General features: G+C 68.2%; 30 protein-coding genes. 9 read left to right on the top strand and 21 right to left on the bottom strand.

Going from position 1 to position 25,756, the window contains the following annotated elements:
• Positions 1–140 precede the first annotated feature (140 nt).
• The 3 genes from rpoH to ACFSCU_RS08585 all read left to right on the top strand — a co-directional run bounded on the left by rpoH (position 141) and on the right by ACFSCU_RS08585 (position 4,020).
• Positions 141–1,079, top strand: a complete 939-nt coding sequence (rpoH, locus tag ACFSCU_RS08595) for an RNA polymerase sigma factor RpoH (protein WP_180549764.1) — start codon at positions 141–143, stop codon at positions 1,077–1,079.
• 111 nt (positions 1,080–1,190) lie between these two features.
• On the top strand, positions 1,191–2,945 hold the full coding sequence (locus ACFSCU_RS08590) for a 7TM diverse intracellular signaling domain-containing protein (RefSeq protein WP_377560431.1): 1,755 nt from the start codon (positions 1,191–1,193) through the stop codon (positions 2,943–2,945).
• Positions 2,946–3,027: 82 nt separating this feature from the next.
• The gene (locus ACFSCU_RS08585) at positions 3,028–4,020 is read left to right on the top strand and encodes a Bug family tripartite tricarboxylate transporter substrate binding protein (protein ID WP_377560430.1); all 993 of its coding nucleotides are present in this window, start codon (positions 3,028–3,030) and stop codon (positions 4,018–4,020) included.
• A 104-nt stretch (positions 4,021–4,124) separates the two neighbouring features.
• On the opposite strand, the gene ACFSCU_RS08580 is transcribed toward ACFSCU_RS08585, so the two are convergent.
• From ACFSCU_RS08580 to ACFSCU_RS08560, 5 genes are all read right to left on the bottom strand, one after another.
• Entirely contained in the window at positions 4,125–4,739 is a 615-nt protein-coding gene (locus tag ACFSCU_RS08580) for an SCO family protein (protein ID WP_333705321.1), read from the bottom strand.
• Positions 4,736–5,647: a heme o synthase gene (gene cyoE, locus ACFSCU_RS08575; protein WP_180549767.1), complete on the bottom strand. Its 912-nt coding sequence runs from the start codon at positions 5,645–5,647 to the stop codon at positions 4,736–4,738. The genes ACFSCU_RS08580 and cyoE overlap by 4 nt, the downstream gene beginning before the upstream one ends.
• Positions 5,644–6,819, bottom strand: a complete 1,176-nt coding sequence (locus tag ACFSCU_RS08570; protein ID WP_377560429.1) for a COX15/CtaA family protein — start codon at positions 6,817–6,819, stop codon at positions 5,644–5,646. The genes cyoE and ACFSCU_RS08570 overlap by 4 nt, the downstream gene beginning before the upstream one ends.
• A gap of 110 nt (positions 6,820–6,929) precedes the next feature.
• Positions 6,930–7,565, bottom strand: coding sequence for a thioredoxin domain-containing protein (locus tag ACFSCU_RS08565; RefSeq protein WP_257645997.1), 636 nt, complete (start codon positions 7,563–7,565; stop codon positions 6,930–6,932).
• A gap of 43 nt (positions 7,566–7,608) precedes the next feature.
• Positions 7,609–8,319 (bottom strand): SURF1 family protein, encoded by a 711-nt coding sequence (locus tag ACFSCU_RS08560; protein ID WP_377560523.1) that lies wholly within the window; start codon positions 8,317–8,319, stop codon positions 7,609–7,611.
• Positions 8,320–8,364: 45 nt separating this feature from the next.
• Here ACFSCU_RS08560 and ACFSCU_RS08555 point away from each other — a divergent pair, with 45 nt between their 5' ends.
• Complete coding sequence (locus ACFSCU_RS08555) at positions 8,365–8,601, top strand: twin transmembrane helix small protein (protein WP_257645629.1); 237 nt, start codon at positions 8,365–8,367, stop codon at positions 8,599–8,601.
• 69 nt (positions 8,602–8,670) lie between these two features.
• Here ACFSCU_RS08555 and ACFSCU_RS08550 read toward each other — a convergent pair whose 3' ends face one another.
• The 8 genes from ACFSCU_RS08550 to ACFSCU_RS08515 all read right to left on the bottom strand — a co-directional run bounded on the left by ACFSCU_RS08550 (position 8,671) and on the right by ACFSCU_RS08515 (position 15,449).
• The gene (locus ACFSCU_RS08550) at positions 8,671–9,552 is read right to left on the bottom strand and encodes a cytochrome c oxidase subunit 3 (RefSeq protein WP_180549770.1); all 882 of its coding nucleotides are present in this window, start codon (positions 9,550–9,552) and stop codon (positions 8,671–8,673) included.
• A gap of 83 nt (positions 9,553–9,635) precedes the next feature.
• A complete protein-coding gene (locus tag ACFSCU_RS08545; RefSeq protein ID WP_180549771.1) occupies positions 9,636–9,875 on the bottom strand; it encodes a DUF2970 domain-containing protein in 240 nt (79 codons plus the stop codon).
• On the bottom strand, positions 9,872–10,483 hold the full coding sequence (locus ACFSCU_RS08540) for a cytochrome c oxidase assembly protein (RefSeq protein WP_180549772.1): 612 nt from the start codon (positions 10,481–10,483) through the stop codon (positions 9,872–9,874). The genes ACFSCU_RS08545 and ACFSCU_RS08540 overlap by 4 nt, the downstream gene beginning before the upstream one ends.
• A gap of 10 nt (positions 10,484–10,493) precedes the next feature.
• Positions 10,494–10,607, bottom strand: coding sequence for a cytochrome oxidase small assembly protein (locus ACFSCU_RS08535; protein WP_257645630.1), 114 nt, complete (start codon positions 10,605–10,607; stop codon positions 10,494–10,496).
• Between the two features lie 22 nt (positions 10,608–10,629).
• Positions 10,630–12,264 (bottom strand): cytochrome c oxidase subunit I, encoded by a 1,635-nt coding sequence (gene ctaD / locus ACFSCU_RS08530; protein WP_377560428.1) that lies wholly within the window; start codon positions 12,262–12,264, stop codon positions 10,630–10,632.
• A 41-nt stretch (positions 12,265–12,305) separates the two neighbouring features.
• A complete protein-coding gene (gene coxB / locus ACFSCU_RS08525) occupies positions 12,306–13,895 on the bottom strand; it encodes a cytochrome c oxidase subunit II (RefSeq protein WP_377560427.1) in 1,590 nt (529 codons plus the stop codon).
• A 43-nt stretch (positions 13,896–13,938) separates the two neighbouring features.
• Positions 13,939–14,436 (bottom strand): DUF2244 domain-containing protein, encoded by a 498-nt coding sequence (locus ACFSCU_RS08520; RefSeq protein ID WP_180551688.1) that lies wholly within the window; start codon positions 14,434–14,436, stop codon positions 13,939–13,941.
• A gap of 89 nt (positions 14,437–14,525) precedes the next feature.
• On the bottom strand, positions 14,526–15,449 hold the full coding sequence (locus ACFSCU_RS08515) for a biotin synthase (RefSeq protein ID WP_377560425.1): 924 nt from the start codon (positions 15,447–15,449) through the stop codon (positions 14,526–14,528).
• A 51-nt stretch (positions 15,450–15,500) separates the two neighbouring features.
• On the opposite strand from ACFSCU_RS08515, the gene ACFSCU_RS08510 reads away from it, so the two are divergent.
• From ACFSCU_RS08510 to ACFSCU_RS08500, 3 genes are all read left to right on the top strand, one after another.
• Complete coding sequence (locus tag ACFSCU_RS08510) at positions 15,501–16,229, top strand: ComF family protein (protein WP_180549775.1); 729 nt, start codon at positions 15,501–15,503, stop codon at positions 16,227–16,229.
• Positions 16,230–16,274: 45 nt separating this feature from the next.
• Positions 16,275–16,742, top strand: a complete 468-nt coding sequence (trmL, locus tag ACFSCU_RS08505) for a tRNA (uridine(34)/cytosine(34)/5-carboxymethylaminomethyluridine(34)-2'-O)-methyltransferase TrmL (protein ID WP_180549776.1) — start codon at positions 16,275–16,277, stop codon at positions 16,740–16,742.
• A 159-nt stretch (positions 16,743–16,901) separates the two neighbouring features.
• The gene (locus ACFSCU_RS08500; RefSeq protein WP_180549777.1) at positions 16,902–17,225 is read left to right on the top strand and encodes a hypothetical protein; all 324 of its coding nucleotides are present in this window, start codon (positions 16,902–16,904) and stop codon (positions 17,223–17,225) included.
• A 19-nt stretch (positions 17,226–17,244) separates the two neighbouring features.
• Here the strand turns inward: ACFSCU_RS08500 and ACFSCU_RS08495 are convergent, their stop codons facing one another.
• The 3 genes from ACFSCU_RS08495 to ACFSCU_RS08485 all read right to left on the bottom strand — a co-directional run bounded on the left by ACFSCU_RS08495 (position 17,245) and on the right by ACFSCU_RS08485 (position 19,270).
• Positions 17,245–17,697, bottom strand: coding sequence for a MaoC family dehydratase (locus tag ACFSCU_RS08495; protein WP_180549778.1), 453 nt, complete (start codon positions 17,695–17,697; stop codon positions 17,245–17,247).
• A 58-nt stretch (positions 17,698–17,755) separates the two neighbouring features.
• Positions 17,756–18,373 carry a ParA family protein gene (locus tag ACFSCU_RS08490; RefSeq protein WP_180549779.1) on the bottom strand — a complete coding sequence of 206 codons (618 nt, stop codon included), beginning with the start codon at positions 18,371–18,373 and terminating at the stop codon, positions 17,756–17,758.
• A gap of 144 nt (positions 18,374–18,517) precedes the next feature.
• Positions 18,518–19,270: a sulfite exporter TauE/SafE family protein gene (locus ACFSCU_RS08485; protein ID WP_180549780.1), complete on the bottom strand. Its 753-nt coding sequence runs from the start codon at positions 19,268–19,270 to the stop codon at positions 18,518–18,520.
• Between the two features lie 170 nt (positions 19,271–19,440).
• On the opposite strand from ACFSCU_RS08485, the gene ACFSCU_RS08480 reads away from it, so the two are divergent.
• Positions 19,441–20,082 (top strand): trimeric intracellular cation channel family protein, encoded by a 642-nt coding sequence (locus ACFSCU_RS08480; RefSeq protein WP_180549781.1) that lies wholly within the window; start codon positions 19,441–19,443, stop codon positions 20,080–20,082.
• Between the two features lie 21 nt (positions 20,083–20,103).
• Here the strand turns inward: ACFSCU_RS08480 and ACFSCU_RS08475 are convergent, their stop codons facing one another.
• The 5 genes from ACFSCU_RS08475 to ACFSCU_RS08455 form a co-directional block, all read right to left on the bottom strand.
• Positions 20,104–21,096, bottom strand: coding sequence for a Bug family tripartite tricarboxylate transporter substrate binding protein (locus ACFSCU_RS08475; RefSeq protein WP_377560424.1), 993 nt, complete (start codon positions 21,094–21,096; stop codon positions 20,104–20,106).
• A gap of 108 nt (positions 21,097–21,204) precedes the next feature.
• The gene (locus ACFSCU_RS08470; protein ID WP_180549782.1) at positions 21,205–21,909 is read right to left on the bottom strand and encodes an SDR family NAD(P)-dependent oxidoreductase; all 705 of its coding nucleotides are present in this window, start codon (positions 21,907–21,909) and stop codon (positions 21,205–21,207) included.
• A gap of 7 nt (positions 21,910–21,916) precedes the next feature.
• A complete protein-coding gene (gene pcaF / locus ACFSCU_RS08465) occupies positions 21,917–23,119 on the bottom strand; it encodes a 3-oxoadipyl-CoA thiolase (RefSeq protein ID WP_377560423.1) in 1,203 nt (400 codons plus the stop codon).
• A gap of 24 nt (positions 23,120–23,143) precedes the next feature.
• Complete coding sequence (locus ACFSCU_RS08460; RefSeq protein WP_180549783.1) at positions 23,144–23,788, bottom strand: 3-oxoacid CoA-transferase subunit B; 645 nt, start codon at positions 23,786–23,788, stop codon at positions 23,144–23,146.
• A gap of 27 nt (positions 23,789–23,815) precedes the next feature.
• Positions 23,816–24,532 (bottom strand): 3-oxoacid CoA-transferase subunit A, encoded by a 717-nt coding sequence (locus tag ACFSCU_RS08455; protein WP_333705306.1) that lies wholly within the window; start codon positions 24,530–24,532, stop codon positions 23,816–23,818.
• 271 nt (positions 24,533–24,803) lie between these two features.
• Here ACFSCU_RS08455 and ACFSCU_RS08450 point away from each other — a divergent pair, with 271 nt between their 5' ends.
• Positions 24,804–25,547 carry an IclR family transcriptional regulator domain-containing protein gene (locus ACFSCU_RS08450; RefSeq protein WP_308645773.1) on the top strand — a complete coding sequence of 248 codons (744 nt, stop codon included), beginning with the start codon at positions 24,804–24,806 and terminating at the stop codon, positions 25,545–25,547.
• Positions 25,548–25,756: the final 209 nt, after the last annotated feature.

The raw sequence follows: 25,756 nt of genomic DNA, 5'->3' as shown, positions 1-25,756 counted from the left end.
CCGACACAGGGCATCGCCTTCAGCCTACGTCCAGAGCACCGGCCGTGCCGCAGAATGCAGGCAAGGGATTGAACTTTGCCCTTAGCACTCAATCGAAGAGAGTGCTAGAATACCTGAGCAACATGAAAGGACATTCGACGATGACCCATTCGGCAACCACTTCAGCAAACGCCGTGGCGCTGGCCAACCCGTGGGCTGTTGTACCGCCGCTGGGCAATCTGGACGCCTACATCACGGCCGTCAACCGCCTGCCCATGCTGACGCAGGAGGAAGAGCAGCGCTTTGCGCGCGAGTTGCGCGACAGCGGCGACATCGAGGCGGCCGGCAAGCTGGTGCTATCGCACCTGCGGCTGGTGGTCAGCACTTCGCGCCAGTACCTGGGCTACGGCCTGCCGCACGCCGACCTGATCCAGGAAGGCAACGTGGGCCTGATGAAAGCCGTCAAGCGCTTCGACCCCGACCAGGGCGTGCGCCTGGTGAGCTACGCGCTGCACTGGATCAAGGCCGAGATCCACGAATACATCCTGAAGAACTGGCGCCTGGTCAAGGTGGCCACCACCAAGGCGCAGCGCAAGCTGTTCTTCAACCTGCGCTCGATGAAGCAGGGCTTCAAGGTCGAGGACGCGGCCGATGACATCACGCACCGCGACGCGCTGACCGACGCGCAGATCGACGTGGTGGCGCGCGAACTGAACGTGAAGCCGGAAGAAGTGCGCGAGATGGAAACGCGCCTGTCCGGCGGCGACATCCTGCTGGATCCGGCGCCCTCGGACGACGGCGAGCAAGCCTTCGGCCCCATCGCCTACCTGTCGGACGCCGGCCACGAGCCGACGGCGATGATCGAATCGGCCCAGCGCGACGTGCTGGCCACCGAGGGCATTGCCACGGCGCTGAAGAGCCTGGACGAGCGCAGCCGCCGCATCGTGACCGAGCGCTGGCTGAACGTGAACGACGACGGCTCGGGCGGCATGACGCTGCACGAGCTGGCCGCCGAGTACGGCGTGAGCGCCGAGCGCATCCGCCAGATCGAGGTGGCGGCCATGAAGAAGATGCGCACGGCGCTGGCCGAATACGCCTGACGCCCCACGCGGCGGGCAAGCGCAGAAAAACTTCACGGAACCCGGGCTTGCCCGGGTTTTTCTTGCCCGTTTGTAAGCCAGGCATGTAACGAACTGGCTTAAAAGTTCGGCGTGCCTGCCGTCGTTGCCTTGCTTCACTGGTTTCTTCGCCTGCCGGGCCGTGCGCGCCATGGCCTGGCGCTGGTGTTGCTGGCGCTGGGCAGCGCCGCGCTAGCCGGCCCGCCACCGGCGGTGATCGAGCTCGATGCCCGGGTGCGGCCGGTGGTGCCGCTGCCAGGGCATGCGCAGTTCTGGATCGACAGCGGCGGCCAGCTCGACATCGACGCCGTGGCGCGCCAGGGTGACGCGCTGGACTGGCGCCCCGTGCTGGACGAGGCGCGCTACCCGCTGGACGGGCAGGTGCTGTGGTTCCGCTTTCGCGCGCACCAGCAGTCGGCGCCCCAGCGCTGGTTCATCGAGCTGATGGATTCCGGCATCGACCGCGCCGTGCTGTACCAGCGCAGCGGCGACGGCGCCTGGCACCGGCAGGAAGCCGGCGACGCCGTGCCCGTGCCGCACTGGCCGGTGCCGGGGCGCCTGCCCACCTTTTCGCTCACCACCAAGACCGAGACGCCGGTGGATTACTGGTTGCGCGTCGAGCACGCGCGCGTGGCCTACTCGGCGCCCATCCGCCTCATCAGCGGCACGCCGCTGGCCGTGTCGCGCGATCAGGAGCAGTTCCTGCTCGGGGGCTACTTCGGCCTGCTGGCCATGGTGCTGATGATGGCGCTGGCGCTGTCCATCGCCTGGCGCGACCGTCTGATGATCGGCTACGCGGCCTACGTGGCCTCGGTCGGCATCACCCAGCTGGCCCAGCTGGGCACCGGCGCGCAGTACGTGTGGCCGTACTGGGACTGGTGGAACCGCCTGTCCACCTTCGTCGCGCCATCGCTGTCGGCAGTCGTCGGCCTGCTGTTCATCCGCATGCTGACCGAGCCGGCGCGCAGCTCGGTCTGGCTGGACCGCGCGGTGCTGGCCGTGGCCGCGCTCACCACCACGCTGGTGCTGGTCGACATCGCCGTGCCGCTGGGCGCCACCTACCGGCTGATCGGCGACGTGTTGCTGCTGCTGCTGGCACTGGTCGCCGTGTGCATGGCGCTGGCGTGGCGGCGCAGCCCCGACCGGCACCTGCGCCTGGCCATCCTCGGTTTCATGCCCATGCTGCTGCTGGCGCTGTTTCCGCTGGCGCGCACGCTGGGGCTCATCGCCACCAGCGGGCTGACGCGCTACGGCCTGGCCATCGGCGCGGCGCTGGAGATGCCGATCCTGCTATACGCCATCGCCACCGGCGTGGCCAGCCGGCGCGAAGCGCGCGTGCGCGCCGCGGCCTCGGCCACCACCGACGCGCTCACCGGCCTGGCCAACCTGCGGGTGCTGACGCCGCGCCTGGACGGCGCCCTGGCGCGCGCCGACAAGCAGGGCAGCAGCTTTGCCGTGCTGGTGGTGCACGTGGCCAACTGGAAGGACATTGCCGCCGCGCACGGCCTGCAGGCCGCCGAGCGCGCGCTGGTACTCACGGCCTCGCGCCTGCGCCGCATCGCCGGCGAGGTGGACCTGGCCGCGCGCGTGAGCGAGGCCGACTTCGCCGTGCTGCTGGAAGCACCCACCACGCGGCACGACGCCATCGCGCGAGCGCTCCGCATCGTCGACGAGGGCGCGCGCGACTCCGCGCTGCTGGCCAAGGGCGACGCGCTCGACCTGCGCGTGAGCGTGGCCATGCTGCCGAGAAAGCCGCTCAACGGCGCTGCCGTGCTGCGCTGGATGCTGGGCGCCGCGCGCGCCGGCCGCATGGGGCCGGCCGAAGACCGGGTGCGCGTGCTGGGCTGAGGCGCGCCCGGCGCCGGCTAACATCGCGTTTTTCAGCGGCCGCCACCGCGGGCCGCGCCCCTCGCCCATTCACGACACCACCATGCCCATTGCCCCGCTCTCCCGCCGCGCGCTGATCGCCGGCGCCGCCCTGCTCGCTGCCATCGGCGCCGCCACGCCGGCCTTCGCACAGGCCGCGGCCTGGCCTGCCAAGCCGCTGCGCATCATCGTCGGCTTTCCGGCCGGCTCGTCGCCCGACCTGACGGCGCGCGCGCTGGCCGACCCGCTGGAGAAGGCGCTGGGCCAGCCCGTCATCGTCGACAACCGCGCCGGTGCCGGCGGCAACATCGGCGCCGACGCGGTGGCCAAGGCCACCGACGGCCACACCATCGGCCTGATGATCAACGGCAACATGACCATCGCCCGGCTGCTGAACCCCGCCGTGCGCTACGACCCGCTGAAGGACCTGGCGCCGGTCAGCCTGGTCGGCGTGGCGCCGCTGGTGCTCACCGCCCCGGCCAGCGCCGCGGGCGGTGATGCGCGGGCCTTCTTCGACGCCGCGCGCGCCGCCGGCGACAAGTGGAGCTACGGCTCGCCCGGCGTGGGCACGGTGGGCCACATCGGCATGGAGCTGCTGAAAAGCCGCGCTGGCATCGCGCCGGTGCACGTGCCCTACCCCGGCTACCCGCAGGTGTTCAACGCCATGGTGGGGGGCGACCTGCAGCTGTCGATGCTGCCACCGGCGCTGGCCAACACGCAGATCAAGGCCGGCAAGCTGCGCGGCATCGGCGTCACCTCCAGCGGGCGCAGCACGCTGGTGCCCGACCTGCCCAGCCTGGCCGAAGCCGGCGTGAAGGATTTCAACCTGGAGATCTGGAACGCCGTGGCCGCGCCGGCCAGCATGCCGAAGGCGCATGTCGAGAAGCTGGCCGCGGCCGTCAGCGCCATCGTGCGTGCGCCCGAGATGCGCCAGCGCCTGTTCCAACAGGGTTGGCAGGCCGTGGGCTCGTCGCCCGAGGGGCTGGCCAACCGCATCCGCAGCGACGCGCAGGTGCTGGGCGGCATCATCCGCACGCAGGGCATCAAGGCGGAATGAGGCGCTTCAATAAAGTGAGCTGCTTGCGCCTGCTACGTCTTGATTTCAGATGATTTTATATCTGAAACCCTTGTATACCAAGCGCAAGCAGCTATCTTTATTGATCAGGCCCCACCCAGCAGCAGCTTGATGTCTTCGGCCACCAGCTTCGGATCGCTGCCGTAGCGGCTGTACAGGCGCAGCCGGCCCTGCGGATCGTAGATGTAGCTCTGCGCGCTGTGGTCCATGCTGTAGCTGGTGGGGGTCTTGCCGTCGACCTTCTTGAAGTAGATCTTGTAGTCCTTGGCCAGCGCGGCCAGCGCCTCGGGCGATGCGGCGTACAGGCCCAGGAAGCCGGGGTCGAAGCTGCCCATGTAGGCCTTCAGCACCTCGGGCGTGTCGCGCTCGGGGTCAATGCTGACGAACAGCACCTGCAGCTTGTCGCCATCCGGCCCCAGCAGTTGCTTGACCTGCGCCATCTCGGTCATGGTGGTGGGGCACACGTCGGGGCATTGCGTGAAGCCGAAGAACATCACCACCGCCTTGCCCTTGAAATCCTGCAGGGTGCGCGGGCGGCCGTTGAAGTCGGTGAGCGCGAAGTCCTTGGCGTAATCGGCACCGGTGATGTCGATGCCGCGAAACTGCGGCTTGCCGGGCTGGCAGGCAGTCAAAACGGCCGCAGCGCCTGCCAGCAGGGCGCCAGCAGCTATTTGTTTAATAGCAATTCGACGTGGATTCATAGCAGGTAGTGGTCCAGCAGCAGCGCCGCGAACAGCAGCGACAGGTGGATCAGCGAGAAGCGGAAGGTCTTGCGCGCCTGCGCGTCGGAGTAGCTGCGCCACAGCTTGAAGGCGTGCCAGATGAAGCCCGCGTTGAGCACCAGCGCCGCCGCCAGGTAGATCCAGCCGCTGAGGCGGTAGATGAAGGGCAGCAGGCAGGCCGCCAGCAGGATGAAGGTGTAGAGCAGAATCTGCAGGCGCGTGAACTCGTTGCCGTGCGTCACAGGCAGCATGGGCAGGCCGCTCTTGCGGTAGTCCTCCACGCGGTACAGCGCCAGCGCCCAGAAGTGCGGCGGCGTCCACAGGAAGATGATCAGCACCAGGATCAGCGCCTCGGGCGCGACGTGGTTGGTCATCGCCGTCCAGCCCAGCAGCGGCGGCATGGCGCCGCTGGCGCCGCCGATGACGATGTTCTGCGGCGTCAGCGGCTTCAGGATCACGGTGTAGATGACCGCATAGCCGACGAAGGTGGCGAATGTCAGCCACATCGTGAGCGGATTGACCCACACGTACAGGATGGCCGAGCCGAGGGCGCACAGCAGGGCCGAGAAGGCCAGCGCCTGCGTGTCGCTGAGCTGCCCGCGCGCCGTGGGGCGCCAGGCGGTGCGGCGCATCTTGGCGTCGATGGTTTTCTCGATCAGGCAGTTGAACGCCGCTGCCGCGCCGGCCACCAGCCAGATGCCGGCGCAGGCGATCAGCATGCGCCGCAGCGCCGCGCCGCTGGGCAGGCCCGGCACCGCCAGCACCATGCCGATGAGCGCGCAGAACACGATGAGCTGCACCACGCGCGGCTTGGTCAGCACGTAGTACTGGCGCCAGACCGGCATGGCCGACAGGGTGACGGTGGGCGTGGCGGGCTGGGCGCTCATGCGGCCACCTCGCGCGCCGCCCGCGTCTCGGCCGTCACGGGCACCGCGGCGCGGCGGCTGGCGCACAGCGCCCAGGCCAGCACCGTCATCAGCGCCGCGGCGCCGCCGGTGTGCAGCACGGCGGCCAGCAGCGGCCAGTCGAGGATCACGTTCGACAGGCCTGTGACCAGTTGCAGCGCCGCCAGGCCGACGATCCAGCGGCGCTGCCGCGCCAGCCGGCCGCGCTGGTGCAGGCGCCAGGCCAGCAAGCCCAGCACCACGAACACGGCGTAGGCGAACAGCCGGTGCGTGTAGTGGATGGCCGTGAGCGCATGGAACGCCAGCGGCGAACCGTCGGCCGAGGTGCCCAGCGGCCGCCACAGCTCGAAGCCCTGCGCGAAATCCATCTCGGGCCACCAGCTGCCCTGGCACATCGGGAAGGTGTTGCACACCAGCACGGCGTAGTTGGTGCTCACCCAGCCGCCCAGGGCGATCTGCAGGCCCACCATGAGCGCCGCCGCCCACAGCAGCGCGCGCAGGCCGCTGCCCACGGGCTCGACCGGCGCGCCGGCGGCCTGCCGGTAGCGCTCGGCCTGCACCGCCAGCAGCACCAGCAGGCCCACGCCGCCCAGCAGGTGCAGGGTGACGATGGCGGGAAACAGCTTCATGGTGACGGTGAGCGCGCCGAACGCGCCCTGCGCGCACACCCACGCCAGCGTGAACAGCGGCCAGCCCGGGTGCACCGGTGCCGCGCTTTCGCCCACCGCCGCGCGCGCGCGCCGCCACTGCAGCCAGGTGGCCAGCGCCAGCACGATGATCAGCACGCCCACGCCGGTGGCCAGGTAGCGGTGGATCATCTCCACCCAGGCCTTGCCGTGGGTGACGGGGCCGGTGGGCATGGCCTCTTGCGCGGCGGCAATGTGCTCGCGGGCGCCCACCGGGCTGGCCTTGCCGTAGCAGCCGGGCCAGTCGGGGCAGCCCAGGCCCGAATCGGTAAGCCGCGTGAAGGCGCCGAACAGCACCAGATCGAAGGTGAGGAACAGCGTGAGCAGCGTCAGCGCCTGCAGGCGCCGGGCCGGGCTGGCGCTCTGGTGCCGCAGCCACAGCCAGGCCAGCGGCCCCAGCGCGACCACCAGCCCCATGCCCATCAGGCGCAGGGCCGGGCTCAGGTCGTACAGGGGCGTGGTGTCCATGGCTCAGCAACCGCTCTCGCACAGGCGGTCATCGCGGCCAAGGCCGCTGCCACCAGCGCAGCGTCGAATCGAATGGCCCGCGGAGGGCGACCCAGGGTGGCGCATCAGCATCACCTCCCAGCCTCGTCCCAGCTGGCCGAGGCGCGCATCAGGCGCAGCAGATCGGTCTTGGCCTTGGACGCCGTCGCCTTGTCCAGATGCGGCGGAAAACGCATCATCCAGTGGCCCATCGGGTCGACCACGTACAGGTGGTCGGGCAGCTGCGCACCCGCGGCGGGCTGCAGCCATTGCGCCAGCGCATCGGCCGGCACGCGCACCACGGTGGCCTGGCCCAGCGCCGGGCGCAGGGTGTCGGGGATGCGGGCGTCGTCGCTGACCAGCCAGACCCAGTCCAGGCGGTCCTTGTCGCGCCCCAGGCTTTCGCGCAGCTGGCGCTGCAGGTACAGGTTGCTCTGGCAGGCCTCGTCGCAGGCGCCGCCGGCCACGCTGAGCAGCAGCCACTGGCCCTTGAGCGAGGTCAGGTCGAACGGACGACCGCTCAGATCGGTGGCGGCAGCGGCGGGAATGGGGCGCTGCGGATCGATCAGCTCGCCATAGTTGCGCCGTCCCTCGGGCCGCACGACGTAGTAGCTGAAGTACGAGGCGATCACCGGCGCCGCGCACACCAGCGCCAGCAGCAGCATCTGCCAGCGCCCGGCGCGTGTGCGGCGTGCATCCTGCGCCACGGCATCGCCCAGTGACGGCATGGTGTGCACGGTCAGGCCGAGCGGCTGGTCGCCGTGCTTGGCGTCAGGAGCGGCGGGAGCGGTAGAAAGGTCTGACAACTTGAAACCACAAAAAAAGCAGCGCGATCAATGCACACAGACCGAACCACTGAAAGGCATAGCCGTAGTGCTTGTCGACCCCGGTGGTGGGCTCGGGCCAGTCGCGGCGCAGGCCCTCGGACGGCGCGCCGGTCTGCAGCACCATCAGGTTCGCCAGCGGCAGGCCGGTTTCAGCGCGGAAGGCGTCCAGGTCGAGATTCTGCCGGATCGGCCCGCCCTGCTCTTCGCCCAGCGCATACAACCTGGGTGGGTGCGCGGCCATGCGGCCACTGATCTGCACCTCGCCGGCCGGCGTCTGCACCGGCGGCAGGGCCGTGCGCTCGGCGATGTGGCGCGGCGCCCAGCCACGCTGCACCAGCACCACGGCCTGGGTGCCCGCCAGCCGCAGCGGCGTGAACACGTAGAAGCCGGTGGCCCGCAGCATCGGCCGGTTGTCGAGAAAGATGGTGTGGTCGGCCAGCCATTCGCCGCGCAGCGTGACGCTGCGGTGCAGCAGCTCGGCGGCGGCGGCCTCGTCGAGCGGGCGGGCCAGCGTGGCGCCGTCGAGCGCGGGCAGCTGCTCGCGTTGCTGGACGGCGGCGAACAGCGCCTGCTTCTCGGCGGCGCGCGACAGCTGCCAGCGGCCGAGCGAGAACGTCGTGGCCACGCCGACCACGGTGGCCAACAGCACCACCATGGCGCGCCAACCCGTGTGCCAGCTTTTCACGGAATAATGCGCCCCATGACAAAAGTGCTCGTCGGCGTGGCGTTCCTCGGCATTCTGGGCAGCCTGGCCTCTGCGCTGTTCTTCATGATGAAACCCCGCCAGCCGGGCGACGCCGACGACCCGGCGCGCGCGGGCCGCATGATGCGTGCGCTGGCGCTGCGTGTCGGGCTGTCCGTGGTGCTGTTCATCTGTGTGCTGATCGCGTGGAAGCTGGGCTACATCCAGCCGACCGGGATTTCCTCGGGCCCCTGAGCCTGCGGGAGGGGGAACCAGCAAAAAGAGCGCCAGGGGCGCTCTTTTTGTTTGATCGGGTGTGTCGCCTTACATCCAGTACACCAGGATATACAGGCCCAGCCACACCACGTCCACGAAGTGCCAGTACCACGCAGCCCCTTCGAAGCCGAAGTGGCGCTGCGGCGTGAAGTGGCCCTTCATCAGGCGCAGCGTGATGAAGAACAGCATCAGCATCCCGACCAGCACGTGGAAGCCGTGAAAGCCCGTCAGCATGAAGAAGGTGGAGCCGTACACGCCCGAGCTGAGCTTGAGGTTCAGGTCGCGGTAGGCGTGCATGTACTCGTAGCCCTGCACGAACAGGAAGATCAGGCCCAGCAGCACCGTCATCCACATGAAGGCGATGCAGCGGGCGCGGTTGTTGGCCAGCAGGGCGTGGTGGGCGATGGTCAGCGTCACGCCCGAGGTCAGCAGCAGCGCGGTGTTGATGGTGGGCAGCCAGAACGGCCCCATGGTCTGGAACGGCTCGACGATGCCGGCGGGCGACGCGGTGGCGCCGGCGGCCACGCTGGGCCACACGGCCTTGAAGTCGGGCCACAGCAGGGCGTTGTCGAGGCTGCCCAGCGCCGGCACCGAGTGCGCGCGCGCCCACCACAGCGCGGTGAAGAAGGCGCCGAAGAACATCACCTCGGAGAAGATGAACCAGCTCATGCTCCAGCGGTACGACAAGTCGATCTTGCGACCGTACAGGCCGCCTTCGCTTTCGCGGATCGCATCGCCAAACCACTGGTAGAGCACAAACAGCCACCAGACCAGCCCCAGGAAGAAGGCGTACGGCGCCCACACCGCGCCGTTCATCCACATGCCGGCACCGACGATCAGGAAGAACAGCCCGATGGCCGCCATCACCGGATGACGCGACTCCGCCGGAACAAAGTAATACGGCGTGTGGCCGTGGGTCGTGCTGGACATGTTCACTTCACTCCTGTACTCTCAATTTTGTAGCTTTTCGCGCTTATCTGGATTGGCCTCAAGGCCATTTTCATTCAAAATTCTCAAACCGCCGGCGTGGCACCGGAAACCACCCAGTTGACGATGCCCAGCAACAGCAGCACCAGCAACAGCACGCCCACGATGCCCGCCAGGACGATGTGGAACGGGTTCACCTGCGCCAGGTCCTGCTGGTATTCGCTGCGCTTGCGGATGCCCAGGAAGCCCCAGGCCACGATGCGCATCGAACGCCAGAACGAACTCCTGGGCGGCTGCGTCGGCACGGCGGGGCGCTGATCGGTCATGCGCCGGCTCCAGCTGGTGTCGCGGCCGCACGGGTCTCGGGGGCCGCAGGCGTCTGCCCGCCGACCTCGAAGAAGGTGTAGGACAGCGTGATGGTCGTCACATCCTTGGAGATGCGCGGATCGATCACGAACGCCACCGGCCACTCCTTCTTCTCGCCCGGCTCCAGCGTGTACTGGTTGAAGCAGAAGCACTCCAGCTTGTTGAAGTGCGCCGTGGCCTGGCGCGGTGCATAGCTGGGAATGGCCTGCGCGGCCATGCGCCGGTTCTGCACGTTCTGGAATTCGTACATCACGGTGGCCAGTTCGCCCGGATGCACCTGGATCGACCGCTGCGCTGGCTTGAAGTGCCAGGGCCCGCGCACGTTGGCATCGAACTCGACGGTGATGGTGCGGCTTTCGTCGACCTGGCTGTTGAGCAGCACCTGCGCCGCCTTGCCGGCCTTGCCGCCGCCGGGCACCTGGCGCTCGGACAACGACAGGATGTTGATGCCGGTGGCCTCGCAGATGGCGCGGTAAAGCGGAATCATGGCGTAGCCGAAGGCGAACATGCCCAGCGCCACCACGCTGAGCTTGCCCACCATCCTGAGGTTTTCAGTGCGCAACCGCATCGCCTGCCCCTCAGCCGCCCAGCACCAGCATGCGGACGATGAAGCCGATGAAGAACACCAGCGCCACCGACCCCAGGATCAGCCCCAGACGGACGTTGCGCTTGCGTTGTTCCGAAGTGGTCATCGTCTTGGCACCATGAACCACATCAGCCGATCACGCGGGTCGCCGTGGCGTCCAGCTTGGGCGGGTTCTCGTAGGTATGGAAGGGCGCCGGCGACGGCACTTCCCATTCCAGGCCCTCGGCGCCTTCCCACGGGCGCTGGGGCGCCGGCTGGCCCTGGCCGCGCATGGCGGGCAGCACCACGAACAGGAAGAAATACACCTGCGCGAAGCCGAAGAAGAACGAGCCGATCGACGCGATCATGTTGAAGTCGGCGAACTGCATGGGGTAGTCGGCGTAACGGCGCGGCATGCCCGCCAGGCCCAGGAAGTGCATCGGGAAGAAGGTCACGTTGAACGCGATCATCGACCACCAGAAGTGGATCTTGCCGCGCGCTTCGTTGTACATCACGCCGGTCCACTTGGGCGCCCAGTAGTAGAAACCGGAGAACAGCGCGAACAGCGAGCCGGCCACCAGCACGTAGTGGAAGTGGGCGACGATGTAGTAGGTGTCCTGGATCTGGGTGTCGATCGGGGCCACGGCAGGGATCACGCCGGTGAAGCCGCCGATGGCGAACACGAAGATGAAGCCAACGGCGAACAGCATCGGGGTCTCGAAGGTCATCGAGCCGCGCCACATGGTGGCGATCCAGTTGAAGATCTTCACGGCCGTCGGCACGGCGATCAGCATGGTGGCGTACATGAAGAACAGCTGGCCCGTCACCGGCATGCCGGTGGTGAACATGTGGTGCGCCCAGACGATGAACGACAGGATGGCGATGGCCGCCACCGCATACACCATGGAGGCGTAGCCGAACAGCTTCTTGCGCGCGAACGCCGGCACCACTTGGCTGATGATGCCGAAGGCCGGCAGGATCATGATGTAGACCTCGGGGTGGCCGAAGAACCAGAAGATGTGCTGGTACATGATCGGGTCGCCACCGCCGGCGGGGTTGAAGAAGCTGGTGCCGAAGTGGCGGTCGGTCAGCGTCATGGTGATGGCGCCGGCCAGCACGGGCATGACGGCGATCAGCAGATAGGCCGTGATCAGCCAGGTCCAGCAGAACATGGGCATCTTCATCAGCGTCATGCCGGGGGCGCGCATGTTCAGGATGGTGACGATGATGTTGATGGCGCCCATGATGGAGCTGGCGCCCATGATGTGCATGGCGAAGATGCTGGTGTCCATCGACAGGCCCATCTGCAGCGTCAGCGGGGCGTACAGCGTCCAGCCCGCGGCCGGCGCGCCACCGGGCATGAAGAACGAGCCCACCAGCATGATGCCGGCCGGGATCAGCAGCCAGAAGCTGAAGTTGTTCATGCGCGCGAAGGCCATGTCGCTGGCGCCGATCTGCAGCGGAATCATCCAGTTGGCGAAGCCCACGAAGGCCGGCATGATGGCGCCGAACACCATGATCAGCCCGTGCATGGTGGTGAGCTGGTTGAACAGCTCGGGGTTGACCAGCTGCAGGCCGGGCTGGAACAGCTCGGCCCGGATCAGCAGGGCCAGCACGCCGCCGATCATCAACATGGTGAACGAGAACAGCAGGTACAGCGTGCCGATGTCCTTGTGGTTGGTGGCGAACACCCAGCGGCGCCAGCCGGTCGGCGCGTGGTGATGGTGGTCGTCGTGCGCGTGGTCGGCGTGACCGGTGTGGGGGGTGGGAAGAACGGCGCTCATGGAGGACTCTCCGGATAAATCTCTGAACTTGGTGGGCGGCTTCAGCCGGCGGCGCCGATGTCGACGCGGCGGGCGGCCTGGTCGGAGCCCTGGCCGGCGGTGATCACTTCGGGCTTGCGCAGCTCGATGCGCTCGGCCGCAATGCCGCCGGCCTGCAGCGCATCGCGCACGGCCTGGGCACGGTTCTTGGCGAGTTCGGCATTGACGTCCGCGTTGCCGGTCGAGTCGACGAAGCCGGACAGCGCCACCTTCACTTCAGGATGGGCCTGCAGATAATCGACCGCGGCCTTCAACGTGGTGCTGGCCTCGCCGTCGAGAGCGCTCTCGCCGGTGGCGAAGAACACCTGGAACGGCATGCCGGCGGGCGCCGCTGCCGCCGTCGTGGGTGCCGAGGCAGCCGGCGCAGCCGCCGGTGCCGCGGTCGCCGCCGTGCCGCCACCTTCGGGGAACTTGCCGGCGCGCGCCGCAGCGAAGTCCGACGGCTGGATCATCTTGCCGGTCTGGTTGGTCCAGTGGTTCTTGCTGTAGGTGGCCACCGCTGCCAGCTCGACGTCGGACAGCTGCTTCCACGACGGCATGGCGCCGTTCAGGCGGCCGTTCAGCAGCACGCGCATCTGCTCGGCAGGATCGTGCAGCACGACCTGGCTGCCGTCCAACGGCTTGATGGCACCGCCGCCCTTGCCGTTTTCCAGGTGGCAGGCAGCGCAGTTGGCGGCATACACCTTCTGGCCCCTCGCGACCAGTTCAGGCAGGGTCCAGACCTTGTTGGGGTCGTCGGCCAGCGCGGCCATGCGCTTGTTCTGCTCCTCGACCCAGGCGGTGTATTCATTCTGCGGCAGCACCTTCACGTGGATGGGCATGTAGGCGTGTTCCTTGCCGCACAGTTCGGCGCACTGGCCGTAGAAATCGCCGGTCTGCTCGGCGCGGAACCAGGTGTCGCGCACGAAGCCCGGAATCGCGTCCTGCTTGACGCCGAAGGCCGGCACCATCCAGGCGTGGATCACGTCGTTGGCCGTGGTGATGATGCGGATCTTCTTGCCGACCGGCACCACCAGCGGGTTGTCGACGCGCAGCAGGTAGTCGTCGCCCTGGGGCATGCCGGCGTCCGACAGCGCGCGCTGCGACGAATCCAGTGTGGACAAAAAGCCGATGCCCGCGCCCTCGCCGTTGATGTAGTCGTAGCCCCACTTCCACTGGTAGCCCGTGGCCTTGATGGTGAGATCGGCGTTGGTGGTGTCCTTCTGCGCCACCACCACCTTGGTGGCCGGCAGCGCCATGCCGATGACGATCAGGAACGGCACCACGGTCCAGGCCACCTCGACCGCGACCGATTCGTGGAAGGTGGCCGCCTTGGCACCCTGCGACTTGCGGTGCTTCCAGATGGAATAGAACATCACCCCGAAGACCAGGATGAAGATGACGGTGCAGATGATCAGCAGCATCCAGTGCAGGCCGTGCTGCGCTTCGGCGATCTTGGTGACCGGCGGATGAAGGTTGAGCTGATTGACCGCCGGCCCGCCCGGAAGATCGTTCACCCGGGCCGCGTGTGCCGCGGTGGAAGCCATCCACGCCGCACTCCAGATGGCCACCTGGCCCGGCACGCCGGACAGCTTGTTTGCAATGCTTTTCATCGTGCCCACGTTGTTTACCGCCTCAACCATATTCACTTCCCGATCAGCGCAGTGGTTGCGAACCTGCCGCATCCAAGGCCCTGCGCATCTCCCCGGCCAGCACTGGCCGCCACTCCGGCCGCACGTGACGCCCGATGTCCAGCCGCTGTCCGTGCGCCATCACCTCGATCAGGTTCTGCTCGCTCGTCAGCGGCGCGATGCGGACATGCGCACAGCCGAACTCCACCTTCTCACGCCTGCCGGCGTATTCCCTCTCCACCACCAGACGGCCGCCTTGCAGCGATACCGTCTCGCCATCGGCCGCGTGCCGTGCATAGGCCAGAAACGCGGCGCCGACCGCCAGCAGTTCCAGCCCTGCGAACCCCAGCACCAGCTTGGCGCCCAGCCACCAGAAGCCGATCGCGATGCCGAGCGACATCAGGCACAGGCCTGCATAGATGCCGCCCAGCTGGCGCGGCGTGACACTGCAGTTGCGCCTGAGGTGCCACGCCACCGCTTGATCGCTGACGCGGGCCAGCCGATATGCTGACGCTTCCTGCAAGGCAACACCCTCCGGATTTACGCTAAGCACCAACGCCTCGCGCAAGTGGGGGGCAGTTTACCCGAGTGGGCGAAGGTCTTTGATAAACCTCAAAGAGAGCGCTGATTCCTATTGCGTTGCCGCAACGTTGCCCGCATTTCGTCGAGTCCGATCGCGGTTTCGTCTTTCACGCTGTGCCTGGGTGGCGCTTTCACGGCGTGGCCGTAGATGACCTCGAAGCTCAGCGACAGCGGCTCGCCGCTGCCCGGCGCCCGCAGTTGCTCGTCCATCGCGGCCTCCAGCCGCTGGCGCCAGCCATGCGAGCGCAGGGCACCAAAACGGCCGACGTGCAGGTTGCGGCCCAGCTCGCGCAGCTCGGCCAGCAGGCGCTGCGGCGAGGCGAAGGTGAGCGTGATGAGTTCCATGTCCATCACCGGCTCGGCAAAGCCTGCCGCCACCAGCTGGTCGCCCCAATCGTGCATGTCGGTGAATTCGTGCGCCGGCGGCGGCCAGCCGAGGCGGGCGTACAGGCCACGCAATTCCTTCAACGTGTCCGGGCCGAGACAGGAGAACATCACGAAGCCATCCACCGCCAGCGCACGGTGCCAGTCGGCCAGCAGCGCCGCCGGATCGGCCGCGTGGTGCGCCAGCATGTTGGCCCACACCAGTTGCACCGAGGCCTCAGGCGGACGCGCCACGGCTTCTTCGCTGGCGCGTGCCCCCACCAGCTTGCGCCACCAGCCGGTTGCTTCTTTTTTTGTAGCATCTGGCGCTTGCTGCAAGCCGTCAAACACCCGAAAACACCTGGAACCCGGGTAATGCGCCGCCACCAGATCGTGCCCCGCCAGACCACCTCGCACGGGCTCCCAGTGCGCCCAGGCCTGCACCGGCAGGCGGATCACGCCCAGCCGTTCGGCCATGCGGCGCGCCACCTCCTCGTGAAGCCAGGGCGAGGCGGCATGCGGGCGCCCGGCCCAGCGGCGGGCGGCCACGGGGTCGATGCTGGGCGGAAGGTGGCTGCGGTCGGTGGCCATGAGCGGGCAGTATATTTACCGGGCCCCGCACGCCATCGCTTGTTCGAGCCCATGTTCACTCGCCTGCTGAACCGCCCCTCTGGGCCGCACCAAGCTGCGGCGCACTGGCCCAGCCAGTGCATGGTGTGCCGCGCCTGGCCGGCCAGCACGCTGTGCGCGGACTGCGTGACACGGTTCGCGCCGATGGTGCCGCGCTGCACCACCTGCGCGCTGCCCGTGCCGCCGGGAGTGCCCATCTGCGGTGCCTGCCTGCGCGATCCGCCACCCATGGCGCAGTGCCTCGCCGCCCTGCCCTACGCCTGGCCATGGTCGATGTGCCTGGGTCACTGGAAGTTCGAGGGCGACGTGGGTCTGACCCGCCCCTTCGCGCGGCTGATGCTGGCCGCACCCGGCGTGCGCGATGCGCTCGACGCCGCCGAGCACGTGCTCCCCATGCCGATGTCTGCCGCGCGCCTGGGCCAGCGCGGCTACAACCCGGCGCTGCTGCTGGCGCGGCGCCTGGCGCGCAGCCGCACGCGGGCCGACCTGTTGCTGCGCACGCGCGACACGCCGCCGCAACGCAGCCTGCCACGCGCGCAGCGGCTGAAGAATGTGCGCGGGGCGTTCCAGGTCGATCCCTTGCGCGCGCAGGCGCTGCAGGGCCGCCGCGTGGTGCTGGTCGACGACGTGATGACCACCGGCGCCAGCGTGCGTGAAGCGGCCGCGGCCTTGCGGGCGGCAGGCGCGGCGCAGGTGACCGTGCTGGTGCTGGCCCGCACCGACGAGCCGGCGCGAAACTGACACCGCGCACAAAACACCACGCAACCGCGCGCACAATCGCGCCCCATGTTCCACATCGTCCTGGTCGAGCCCGAGATTCCGCCCAACACCGGCAACGTCATCCGCCTGGCGGCCAACACCGGCTGCACGCTGCACCTGATCGAGCCGCTGGGCTTTTCGATGGACGACAAGCACCTGCGCCGCGCCGGGCTCGATTACCACGAGTACGCCACGCTGCGCCGCCATGCCGGCTGGCCGGCCTTCATCACGGCCGAATGCCCCGCGCCCGCGCGCCTGTTCGCCCTCACCACGCGTGGCACGCGCGCCGTGCACAACGTGGCGTTTCAGCCTGGCGACTGGCTGGTGTTCGGTGCCGAAACGCGCGGCCTGCCGCCCGCCGTGCGCGCGCACGTGCCGCCGGCGCAGCAGCTGCGCCTGGCCATGCGCGCCGGCCAGCGCAGCCTGAACCTGTCCAACGCGGTGGCGGTGGTGGTCTTCGAAGCCTGGCGGCAGAACGGCTTTGCCGGCAGCTGATGCGCCCAAGCGTGCTTTTTTGGCTGCAGCGCGGTGCGGCCGCGGTTGATCTTTTGTAACACGCCGCTACACTGAAAAGCACACCCGTGTCGGCGCCACCCTGCCGCTTCCAGTTTCCTGATGCGGCCCACAAGGCCGCCCCATGCGACCACCCCAACCATGATGCAGACCCTTCGTCCCCTGGCCCAGGCCGCGTTGAACGTCGGCCGGCGCTTCACCGGGCCGCGCCCGGCCACGCTGGCCGATCTGGCGCGCATTCGCCGCGTGATGGGCGAGCAGGTGCTGGATTGCGAGCTGCGCGTGGCGCGCCGCGTGCGCGCCCACCTGGACGGCGCCAGCAGCGTGATGCAGCTGTGGCTGCTGCGGGCCGAGATCTACCAGGCCGTGGCCGACGAATTCGGCCAGCCCGAGGCCATGCGCCGCGTCGAGCGCCTGGCGCCGCTGTTCGACGGCCTGCTGCCCGCCAGGCAGCGCGCCACCTGAGCGCCTGGCGCGGCGCGCTTCAGGTATAGGAGCGCGACAGCGATTCGGCCACGCACACCGGCTTGGCTTCGCCCTCGCGCTCGATGGTGCACTTCCAGGCCATCTGCATGCCGCCCTCGATGGGCGTGGCCTCCATCAGCTCGATGCGCACGCGCAGCCGGCTGTTCACCGGCACCGGCGCCATGAAGCGCACCTTGTTCAGCCCGTAGTTGATGCCCATGCGCACGTTCTTCACCTTGAGCGCGCGGTCGAAGAAGCCGGCCAGCAGCGACAGCGTGAGGTAGCCGTGCGCGATGGTGGCGCCGAAGGGCCCGGCCTTGGCGCGTTCGGCATCGACGTGGATCCACTGGTGGTCGCCGGTGGCGTCGGCAAACTGGTTGATGTGCTGCTGCGTCACCTGGTGCCAGTCGGTGACGGTGATTTCCTGGCCCGCCAGGGCCGCCAGTTCGTCGAGGGTGTCGAAGGTTTTCATGCGCGCAATCTAGCGCGCCGGGCAGCGCACGGCTGTCCGCCGCGTGACTGGCGTCATGTCACTGCTCGAGCCATTGGCAGATGCCCAGCCATTGCGCCAGGTCGCGCTGCACGCGGCCGGGCGCGACGTCGAAGATGGTCAGCCCGCGTGCCGCCAGATAGACGTAGTTCTGCGTCGGCCGCAGGGTGGCCAGCACCGGCAGGCCCAGCCCCTCGGTGAACTGGCGCAGCTGGTCGGCGGCGATGGTGCGCTCGTCCACCCGCATGCCGACCAGGCCGATGTCGCGCTTGTCGGCGCCCTTGGCCTCCACCAGGTGGTCGACGAATTCGCGCGTGGCGTAGATGTCGAAGATGCTGGGCTGCAGCGGCACCAGCACCTTGTCGGCGATGCGCAGCACCTCCTTCAGCTTGCTGCCGTGCAGGCCGGCGGGCGTGTCGAGCACGACATGCGTGGTGCCCTTGGGCGGGCGCACGATGAAGTCGCGCTGCACGTCCCAGGTGCTGATGGGGCGCGCGGCCTCGGGCCGCAGGCCCAGCCACAGGCGTGCCGACTGCTGCCGATCGACGTCGCCCAGCATCACGGCGTGGCCGCGGCTGGCGTAGTAACCCGCCACGTTGGTGGCCAGCGTGGACTTGCCCACGCCGCCCTTGGGGTTCGCGATCACCACCACCGGCATGACGTCATCCTTTCAAGCTGCGTTGTGTCGGGCACCGATGTTACCGGGTGTGCATGACCGCCTGCGGTGACGCACGAAATATGAGCAAAATCGGCCTCCAGCGCTTACACAGCAAGCGCAAGCAGCTATTTTTATGGTAGCAACTCAGAGCGCCAGCGCATCCCACACCAGCTTCAGCCCCGTCAGCAGCATGCCCGCGTAGATGAAGCGGTAGAACAGCTTCTGGTCGATGCGCCGCGCGATGCGCACGCCGATCCACACGCCCAGCGGCGCCAGCGGCAACAGCACCAGCGAGGTGGCCAGGTTGCGCCAGTCCAGCAGGCCCAGCCAGGCGTAGGGCAGCCACTTGGCCAGGTTGATGACGAAGAAGAAGAACGCCATGGTGCCGGTGAACACCACCGGCGACAGCCGCAGCGGAATCACGTAGGCATTGATGGGCGGCCCGCCCGCGTGCGCCACAAAGCTGGTGAAGCCCGAGGTGGCCGTCAGCAGCGCACCCACCCAACGCGGCGGTGGCGCGCCGTCGGCCCGCGGCGGAAACAGCAGCCGCTGCGCCAGAAACAGCAGCGTGAACACGCCCACGATGCCCGCCACCCACTGCGGCTGCAGCAGGCGGAATGACAGCGTGCCGACCACGATGCCCAGCAAGCCCCAGGGCAGCAGGAACGCCAGCAGCCGGCGGTCGAAATCCTTGCGGAAGGCGGCGATGCCCAGCAGGTCCATCACCAGCAGCACCGGCATCAGGATGGCCGCGGCCTGCGGCACTGTGACCACCAGCGCCATCATCGGTACCGCCAGCGAGCCGAAGCCGGCGCCAAAGCCGCTCTTGCTGATGCCCAGCAGCAGCACCGCTGGCACGGCCACGGCGTAGAACGTCCAGTCGGTGATGGGGTTCATGATCAAATCGCGCTGAAACGCTTATCCATCAAACGCTGCAAGCTATCAATATAGAAGCAAACCGGATGCATGCCAACGCCTGCGGCATCGTGTGAAAGCGGGCACTTTAACGGGGCCCGCGCTGCCGGGCGCGGGCCGGCCGGCGGCGCACCGGGCCGATAATCTGCCGCATGTACGACTTCTCGACCTGGGGGCCCACGGCGCGCTACACCGTGGAAGTGATCGGCACGGTGGCCTTCGCGCTGTCGGGCATCCTGGCCGGCGTGCGCAAGCGCATGGACATTTTCGGCATCTCGGTGCTGGGCTTTCTGGCCGCCTTCGGCGGCGGCACGCTGCGCGACGTGCTGCTGGACCGCCGCCCCTTCTTCTGGGTGGCCGAGGTCGAGATGCTGTGGCTGGTGATCGCCCTGTGCGCGGTGTCACTGGTGCTGCTGCGGCTGGGCCGCCTGCACGTGGGCGACAAGGCCATCCAGCTGGCCGACGCGCTGGGGCTGGGCCTGTTCGTGGCCAGCGGCGTGCAGTCGGCGCTGGTGGCGCAGCTGCCGGTGGTGGTGGCGGTGATGATGGGCGTGGTGACCGGCGTGTTCGGCGGCGTGATGCGCGACATCGCCTGCAACGAGATGCCCACCGCCTTTGCCGACCACCGCCCCTACGCCGTGTGCGGCTTCATGGGCGGCTGGATGTACATCTTCGGCGAATGGCTGGACTGGGCCGGCTGGGTGGTGGCGCTGGCCAGCATCGCCACCACCACGGGCCTGCGCCTGCTGGCGCTGAAGTTCGACTGGCGGCTGCCCGACTGGCGCAACGGCTGAGCGCCCCGCCCGCGCGCCGCCTCAGTCGACCGTGGCGCCCGACTGCTTGACCACCGGGCCCCACTTGGCGGTCTCGGCCTTGATGAAGGCCTCGAACTCGGCCGGCTTCTCAGGGTGCGCCACGGCGCCCTGCTCGGCCATCTGCTTGATCACTTCGGGCTTGGCCAGGATCTTCACCATGGCGTCGTTCAGCTTGGCCAGCACGTCGGCCGGCACCTTGCGGTTGGTGAACAGGCCGAACCACGAGGTGGCGTTGTAGCCCGGCACGCCGGCTTCGGCGATGGTGGGCACGTCGGGCAGTTCGGGGTAGCGCTTGTCGGTGGTGACGGCGATGGCGCGCAGCTTGCCCGCCTTCACGTGCTGGAAGGCCGAGGGCATGTTGTCGAACATGATGTCGGTCTGGCCGCCCAGCAGGTCGGCCACGGCGGGTGCGCTGCCCTTGTAGGGCACGTGCATCATGTCCACCTTGGCCATGCTCTTGAACAGCTCGCCCGACAGGTGGATCGAGGTGCCGCTGCCCGATGAGGCGTAGTTCACCTTGCCCGGGTTCTTCTGCGCGTAGTCGATCAGCTCCTTCACCGTCTTGTAGGGGCGCGAGGGGTGCGCCACCAGCAGGTTGGGCACCATGGCCACGCGCGTGATGGGCTGGAAGTCGCCCAGCGGGCTGTAGGGCAGCTTCCTGTAGAGCGACTCGTTGATGCCGTGCGTGCCCACCGTGCCCATGAACAGCGTGTAGCCGTCGGGCTTGGCGCGGGCGGCCTGCTGCGCGCCGATGTTGCCGCCGGCGCCGGCCTTGTTGTCGATCACCACGGGCTGGCCCAGTTCGCCCTCCAGCGCCTTGCCGACGATGCGCGCCAGGATGTCGGTGGTGCCGCCGGCCGAGAACGGCACGACCATGGTGATGGCCTTGGTGGGGTAGGCCTGGGCCAGCGCCATGCCGGGCAGTGTGGCGGCCACAGCCAGGGTGGCGGCCACGGCCAGTGCGCGGCGGCGGGGGAAGTTGGTGGAGGTCATGTCGGTTCCTTTCAGGTTCAGCGGTTGCGACGAAAAAATTTCAAGCCAAAACAGGCTCCAGCGCTTATGGGTCGGGCGCTGGAAGCTATTCATAAGTGAGCAAATTTCTCAAACACCGGCCACGCCCACGGTCATGCCGCCGCACACGTACAGCACCTGCCCGGTGACGAAGCCGCTGCGTGCGTCGAGCAGGAAGGCCGCGGCGTGCGCCACGTCCTCGGGCGTGCCCACGCGCTTCACGGGCACGGCATCGATGATGGCCTGCGTGCGCGGCGCGCCGGGCGGGTTGGCCTTGTCGAACAGTTCGGTGCGGATCGGCCCCGGGCCGATGGCGTTGGCGGTGATGCCGTGCGCGCCCAACTCCAGCGCCCATACGCGGGTCATGCCGATCAGGCCGGCCTTGGTGGCGCTGTAGGCGGTGCGCAGTTCCTTGCCCAGCGCGGCGCGCGAGGACATGTTGACAATGCGCCCAAAGCCCGCCGCCTTCATGCCCGGAAGCAACGCCTGCATGCACTGGAAGGCACAGCGCAGGTTGAGCGACAGCGCGAGGTCGAACTCGGCCAGCGTCTGGTGCTCGGCATCATTGGGCACCACCACACCGACGTTGTTAACGAGGCGCGTGATGGGGCCGCCGGCCAAGGCCTCGGCCAGTGCGCGGGCGGTGTCGTCGGGGCTGGACAGGTCGGCACGAATGCCGTTGCCCACGCGATCAATGATGACCGGCTCCCAGCCCTCGGCGCGGCAGCGCGCGGCCGTGGCCGCGCCGATGCCGCTGGCGCCGCCGGTGATGAGCACGCGCTCGGGTGTCGTCATCCGGCGATCAGACCTTTTCCAGAATCAGCGCGATACCCTGCCCCACGCCGATGCACATGGTGCACAGCGCATAGCGGCCGCCCGTGGCGTGCAGACGGTTGACCGCCGTGGTGGCCAGGCGGGCGCCGCTGGCACCCAGCGGGTGGCCCAGTGCGATGGCGCCGCCCCAGGCGTTGACGCGCTCGTCGTCGTCCTTCAGACCCAGCATGCGCAACACGGCCAGGCCTTGCGCGGCAAAGGCTTCGTTGAGTTCGATGACGTCGATCTGATCGAGCTTGAGGCCGGTCAGCTGCAGCACCTTCTCGGTGGCAGGCGCGGGGCCGATGCCCATCACGCGCGGCGGCACGCCGGCGGTGGCCATGCCGACCACGCGCGCCTTCGGCGTCAGGCCGTACTTGCCGGCGGTGGCCTCGTCGGCCAGCAGCAGCGCGCACGAGCCGTCGTTCACGCCGCTGGCGTTGCCGGCCGTCACCGTGCCATCGGGCTTGACCACGCCCTTGAGCGAGGCCAGCTTTTCCAGGCTGGTCTCGCGCGGGTGCTCGTCGGTGTCGACCACCACCGGATCACCCTTGCGCTGCGGAATCGTCACCGGCGTGATCTCGCGCGCCAGGTGGCCGGCCTTCTGCGCCGCCACGGCCTTGAGCTGGCTGGACAGGGCCATCCTGTCTTGCGCCTCACGCTCGATCTTGTAATCCACGGCCACGTTCTCGGCCGTCTCGGGCATCGAGTCGACGCCGTACTTTTCCTTCATCAGCTTGTTGATGAAGCGCCAGCCGATGGTGGTGTCGTACACAGCGTTGGCGCGGCTGAAGGCGCTTTCGGCTTTGGGCATCACGAAGGGGGCGCGGCTCATGCTCTCCACGCCGCCCGCTATCATCAGAGTAGCTTCTTCCGCTTTGATGGCGCGCGCTGCGGTGCCCAGGGCATCCAGACCGGAGCCGCACAGGCGGTTGATGGTGGCGCCCGGCACTTCCACCGGCAGGCCGGCCAGCAGGCTGCTCATGTGGGCCACGTTGCGGTTGTCCTCGCCGGCCTGGTTGGCGCAGCCGTAGAGCACGTCGGTGAGCGCACCCCAGTCGACCTTGGGGTTGCGTGCTATCAGCGCCTTGAGCGGGACGGCGCCCAGGTCGTCGGTGCGCACGCTGCTGAGGGCGCCGCCGTAACGCCCGATGGGCGTGCGGATGGCGTCGACGATGAAGGCTTGTTTCATGGTGTCTCCTGAAGAAAAAACGGTTTACCGGGCGATGGGCTGGCCGACCAGGCGCTGCAGTTCGTCGAACGGCAGGCCGTCCACGGCATCGATCAGGCGCAGCCCCTGCGGCGTGCATTCGAAGGTCGCCAAATCAGTGTAAATGCGCTTGACGCAGGCGATGGCCGTCAGCGGGTAGGTGCACTGGGCGACGATCTTGCTCTCGCCCTTCTTGGTCAGCAGGTCCATCATCACCCAGGTCTGCCGGGCGCCCACGGCCAGGTCCATGGCGCCGCCCACCGCGGGGATGGCACCGGGCTCGCCGGTGCTCCAGTTGGCCAGGTCACCCGTGACCGAGACCTGAAACGCGCCCAGCACGCACACGTCCAGGTGGCCGCCGCGCATCATGGCAAAGCTGTCGGCGTGGTGAAAGAACACGCCGCCCGGCAGCAGCGTGACGGGCTGCTTGCCGGCGTTGATGAGGTCGTAGTCCTCGCTGCCCGCCGCCGGCGCCGGGCCCATGCCCAGGATGCCGTTCTCGCTGTGCAGGATGACCTCGCGCCCTTCAGGGATGTGGTTGGCGACCAGGGTGGGCTGGCCAATGCCGAGGTTGACGTACGAGCCGTCTTCGATGTCCTGCGCCACGCGCCGGGCCAGCTCGTCTTTGCTTCGTTTCTGATAGCTTTTCACGCTTGTTCTCCTTGCGCCGGATGCCGATCAGGCCGCGGCCTTGAAGCCGCCCGCCATCGTCGCCTGGCGCGGCACCTTGACGATCTTGCTGACGAAGATGCCGGGCGTGACGACGCTCTCGGGGTCCAGCTGGCCCAGCTCCACCACCTCGTGCACGCTGGCCACGGTGAATTGGGCCGCCATGGCCACCACGGGGCCGAAGTTGCGCGCGGCCATGCGGTAATTCAGGTTGCCCCAGCGGTCGCCGCGCTCGGCCTTGACCAGCGCCACGTCGCCGTGGATGGGGTACTCGAGCACGTAGTCGCGGCCGTTGATGCGGCGCGTTTCCTTGGGGCTGCCGTCGGCGTTCAGCGCCAGTTCGGTGCCGTAGCCGGTGGGCGTGAAGAAGGCACCCACGCCGGCGCCGGCAGCGCGCATGCGCTCGGCCAGGTTGCCCTGCGGCACCAGTTCCAACTCCACTTTTTTGGCACGGTACAGCTCGTCGAACACGTAGCTGTCGGCCTGGCGCGGAAAGCTGCAGATGACCTTACGCACGCGCCCGGCCTTGAGCAGCGCGGCGATGCCGTGGTCGCCGTTGCCGGCGTTGTTGCAGACGATGGTGAGGTCGGTGGCGCCCTGTTCGATCAGGCCGTCGACCAGTTCGTTGGGCAGGCCGGCGGTGCCGAAACCGCCGACGAGCACGGTCGAGCCATCCTTGACATCGGCCAGTGCCTCGGCCACCGAGGCGGCGATCTTGTTGATCATGGAAAGGTCTCCTGGGACAGGCGGTGCGCTGGCAGATGCCCAGCGCGCCCGCCGAAACACGTCGGACGATCGAGCTGCGCCGGCATCCACGCCGGCCAAGGCAAACTCGATCTCGAAATTTGTTCTTATTACGAACACTTGTTCGTATAATGAATGAATTGTAGAGGTCTGGAGGCCTTTTGTGAAGCCCGCCCACCCCACCGAATCCCCCGGCCACCCGGCGCACGCTGTCGCGCCCGCGACGGAGGCGCCGCGCCCCGGCGACAGCTACGTGCAGTCCTTCGCGCGCGGGCTGGAGGTGATCCGCTCCTTCAACGCCAGCGCGCCGCAGCAGACGCTGTCGGAAGTGGCCGCGCGCACCGGCCTCACGCGTGCGGGTGCGCGGCGCATCCTGCTCACGCTGCAAACGCTGGGCTATGTGCACAGCGACGGCAAACTGTTCCGCCTGACGCCGCGCATCCTGGACCTGGGCTTTGCCTACCTGTCGTCGATGCCGATCTGGAACCTGGCCGAGCCGGTGATGGAGGACCTGTCGACCCAGGTGCAGGAGTCCAGCTCCATCGCCGTGCTGGAAGGCACCGACGTGGTTTACGTGCAGCGCGTGGCCACGCACAAGATCATGAGCGTGAGCCTGGTGCCCGGCTCGCGCCTGCCGGCCTGGTGCACCTCGATGGGCCGCGTGCTGCTGGCCGCGCTGCCCGAGGGCGAGGCGCGGGCCCTGCTGCAGGCCAGCCCCATCGCCGCGCACACGCGCCGCACGATCACCGACCTGACGGCGCTCATGGCCGTGATCGCGCAGGTGCGCGCGCAGGGCTGGGCGCTGGTAGACCAGGAGCTGGAAGAAGGCCTGATCTCGGTGGCCGCGCCCATCACCGGCCGCGCCGGCCAGGTGCTGGCCGCCATCAACGTCAGCGGCCAGGCCAACCGCACCAACGCGCGCGCCATGCAGACCGACATCCTGCCGCCGCTGCTGCAGGCGGCCCGGCGGATTTCGGGGCTGCTGGCGGGGCGCTGAGGAAGCGCTTTCATAAAAAAGATAGCTGCTGACGCCCTGTGAAAGCCGGTTTCATATCGATTTATATCTGAAACCCTTTTGCAGTGTGCGCAAGCAGCTATCTTTTTATTTTAAAGATCAAGAAATCTTGGATTACGCGCGGGCCGCATCCGCTGTGTGGGAGCGGGCTTGCCCGCGATCAAGCGGCCGGCGTGGCGAGTCGCGGCATC

This window comes from Ottowia beijingensis, from assembly GCF_042680925.1.
Lineage (GTDB): Bacteria > Pseudomonadota > Gammaproteobacteria > Burkholderiales > Burkholderiaceae_C > Ottowia > Ottowia beijingensis.
The sequence above is the reverse complement of the archived record's forward strand: the minus strand, read 5'-3'. Positions and strand labels throughout refer to the sequence as shown.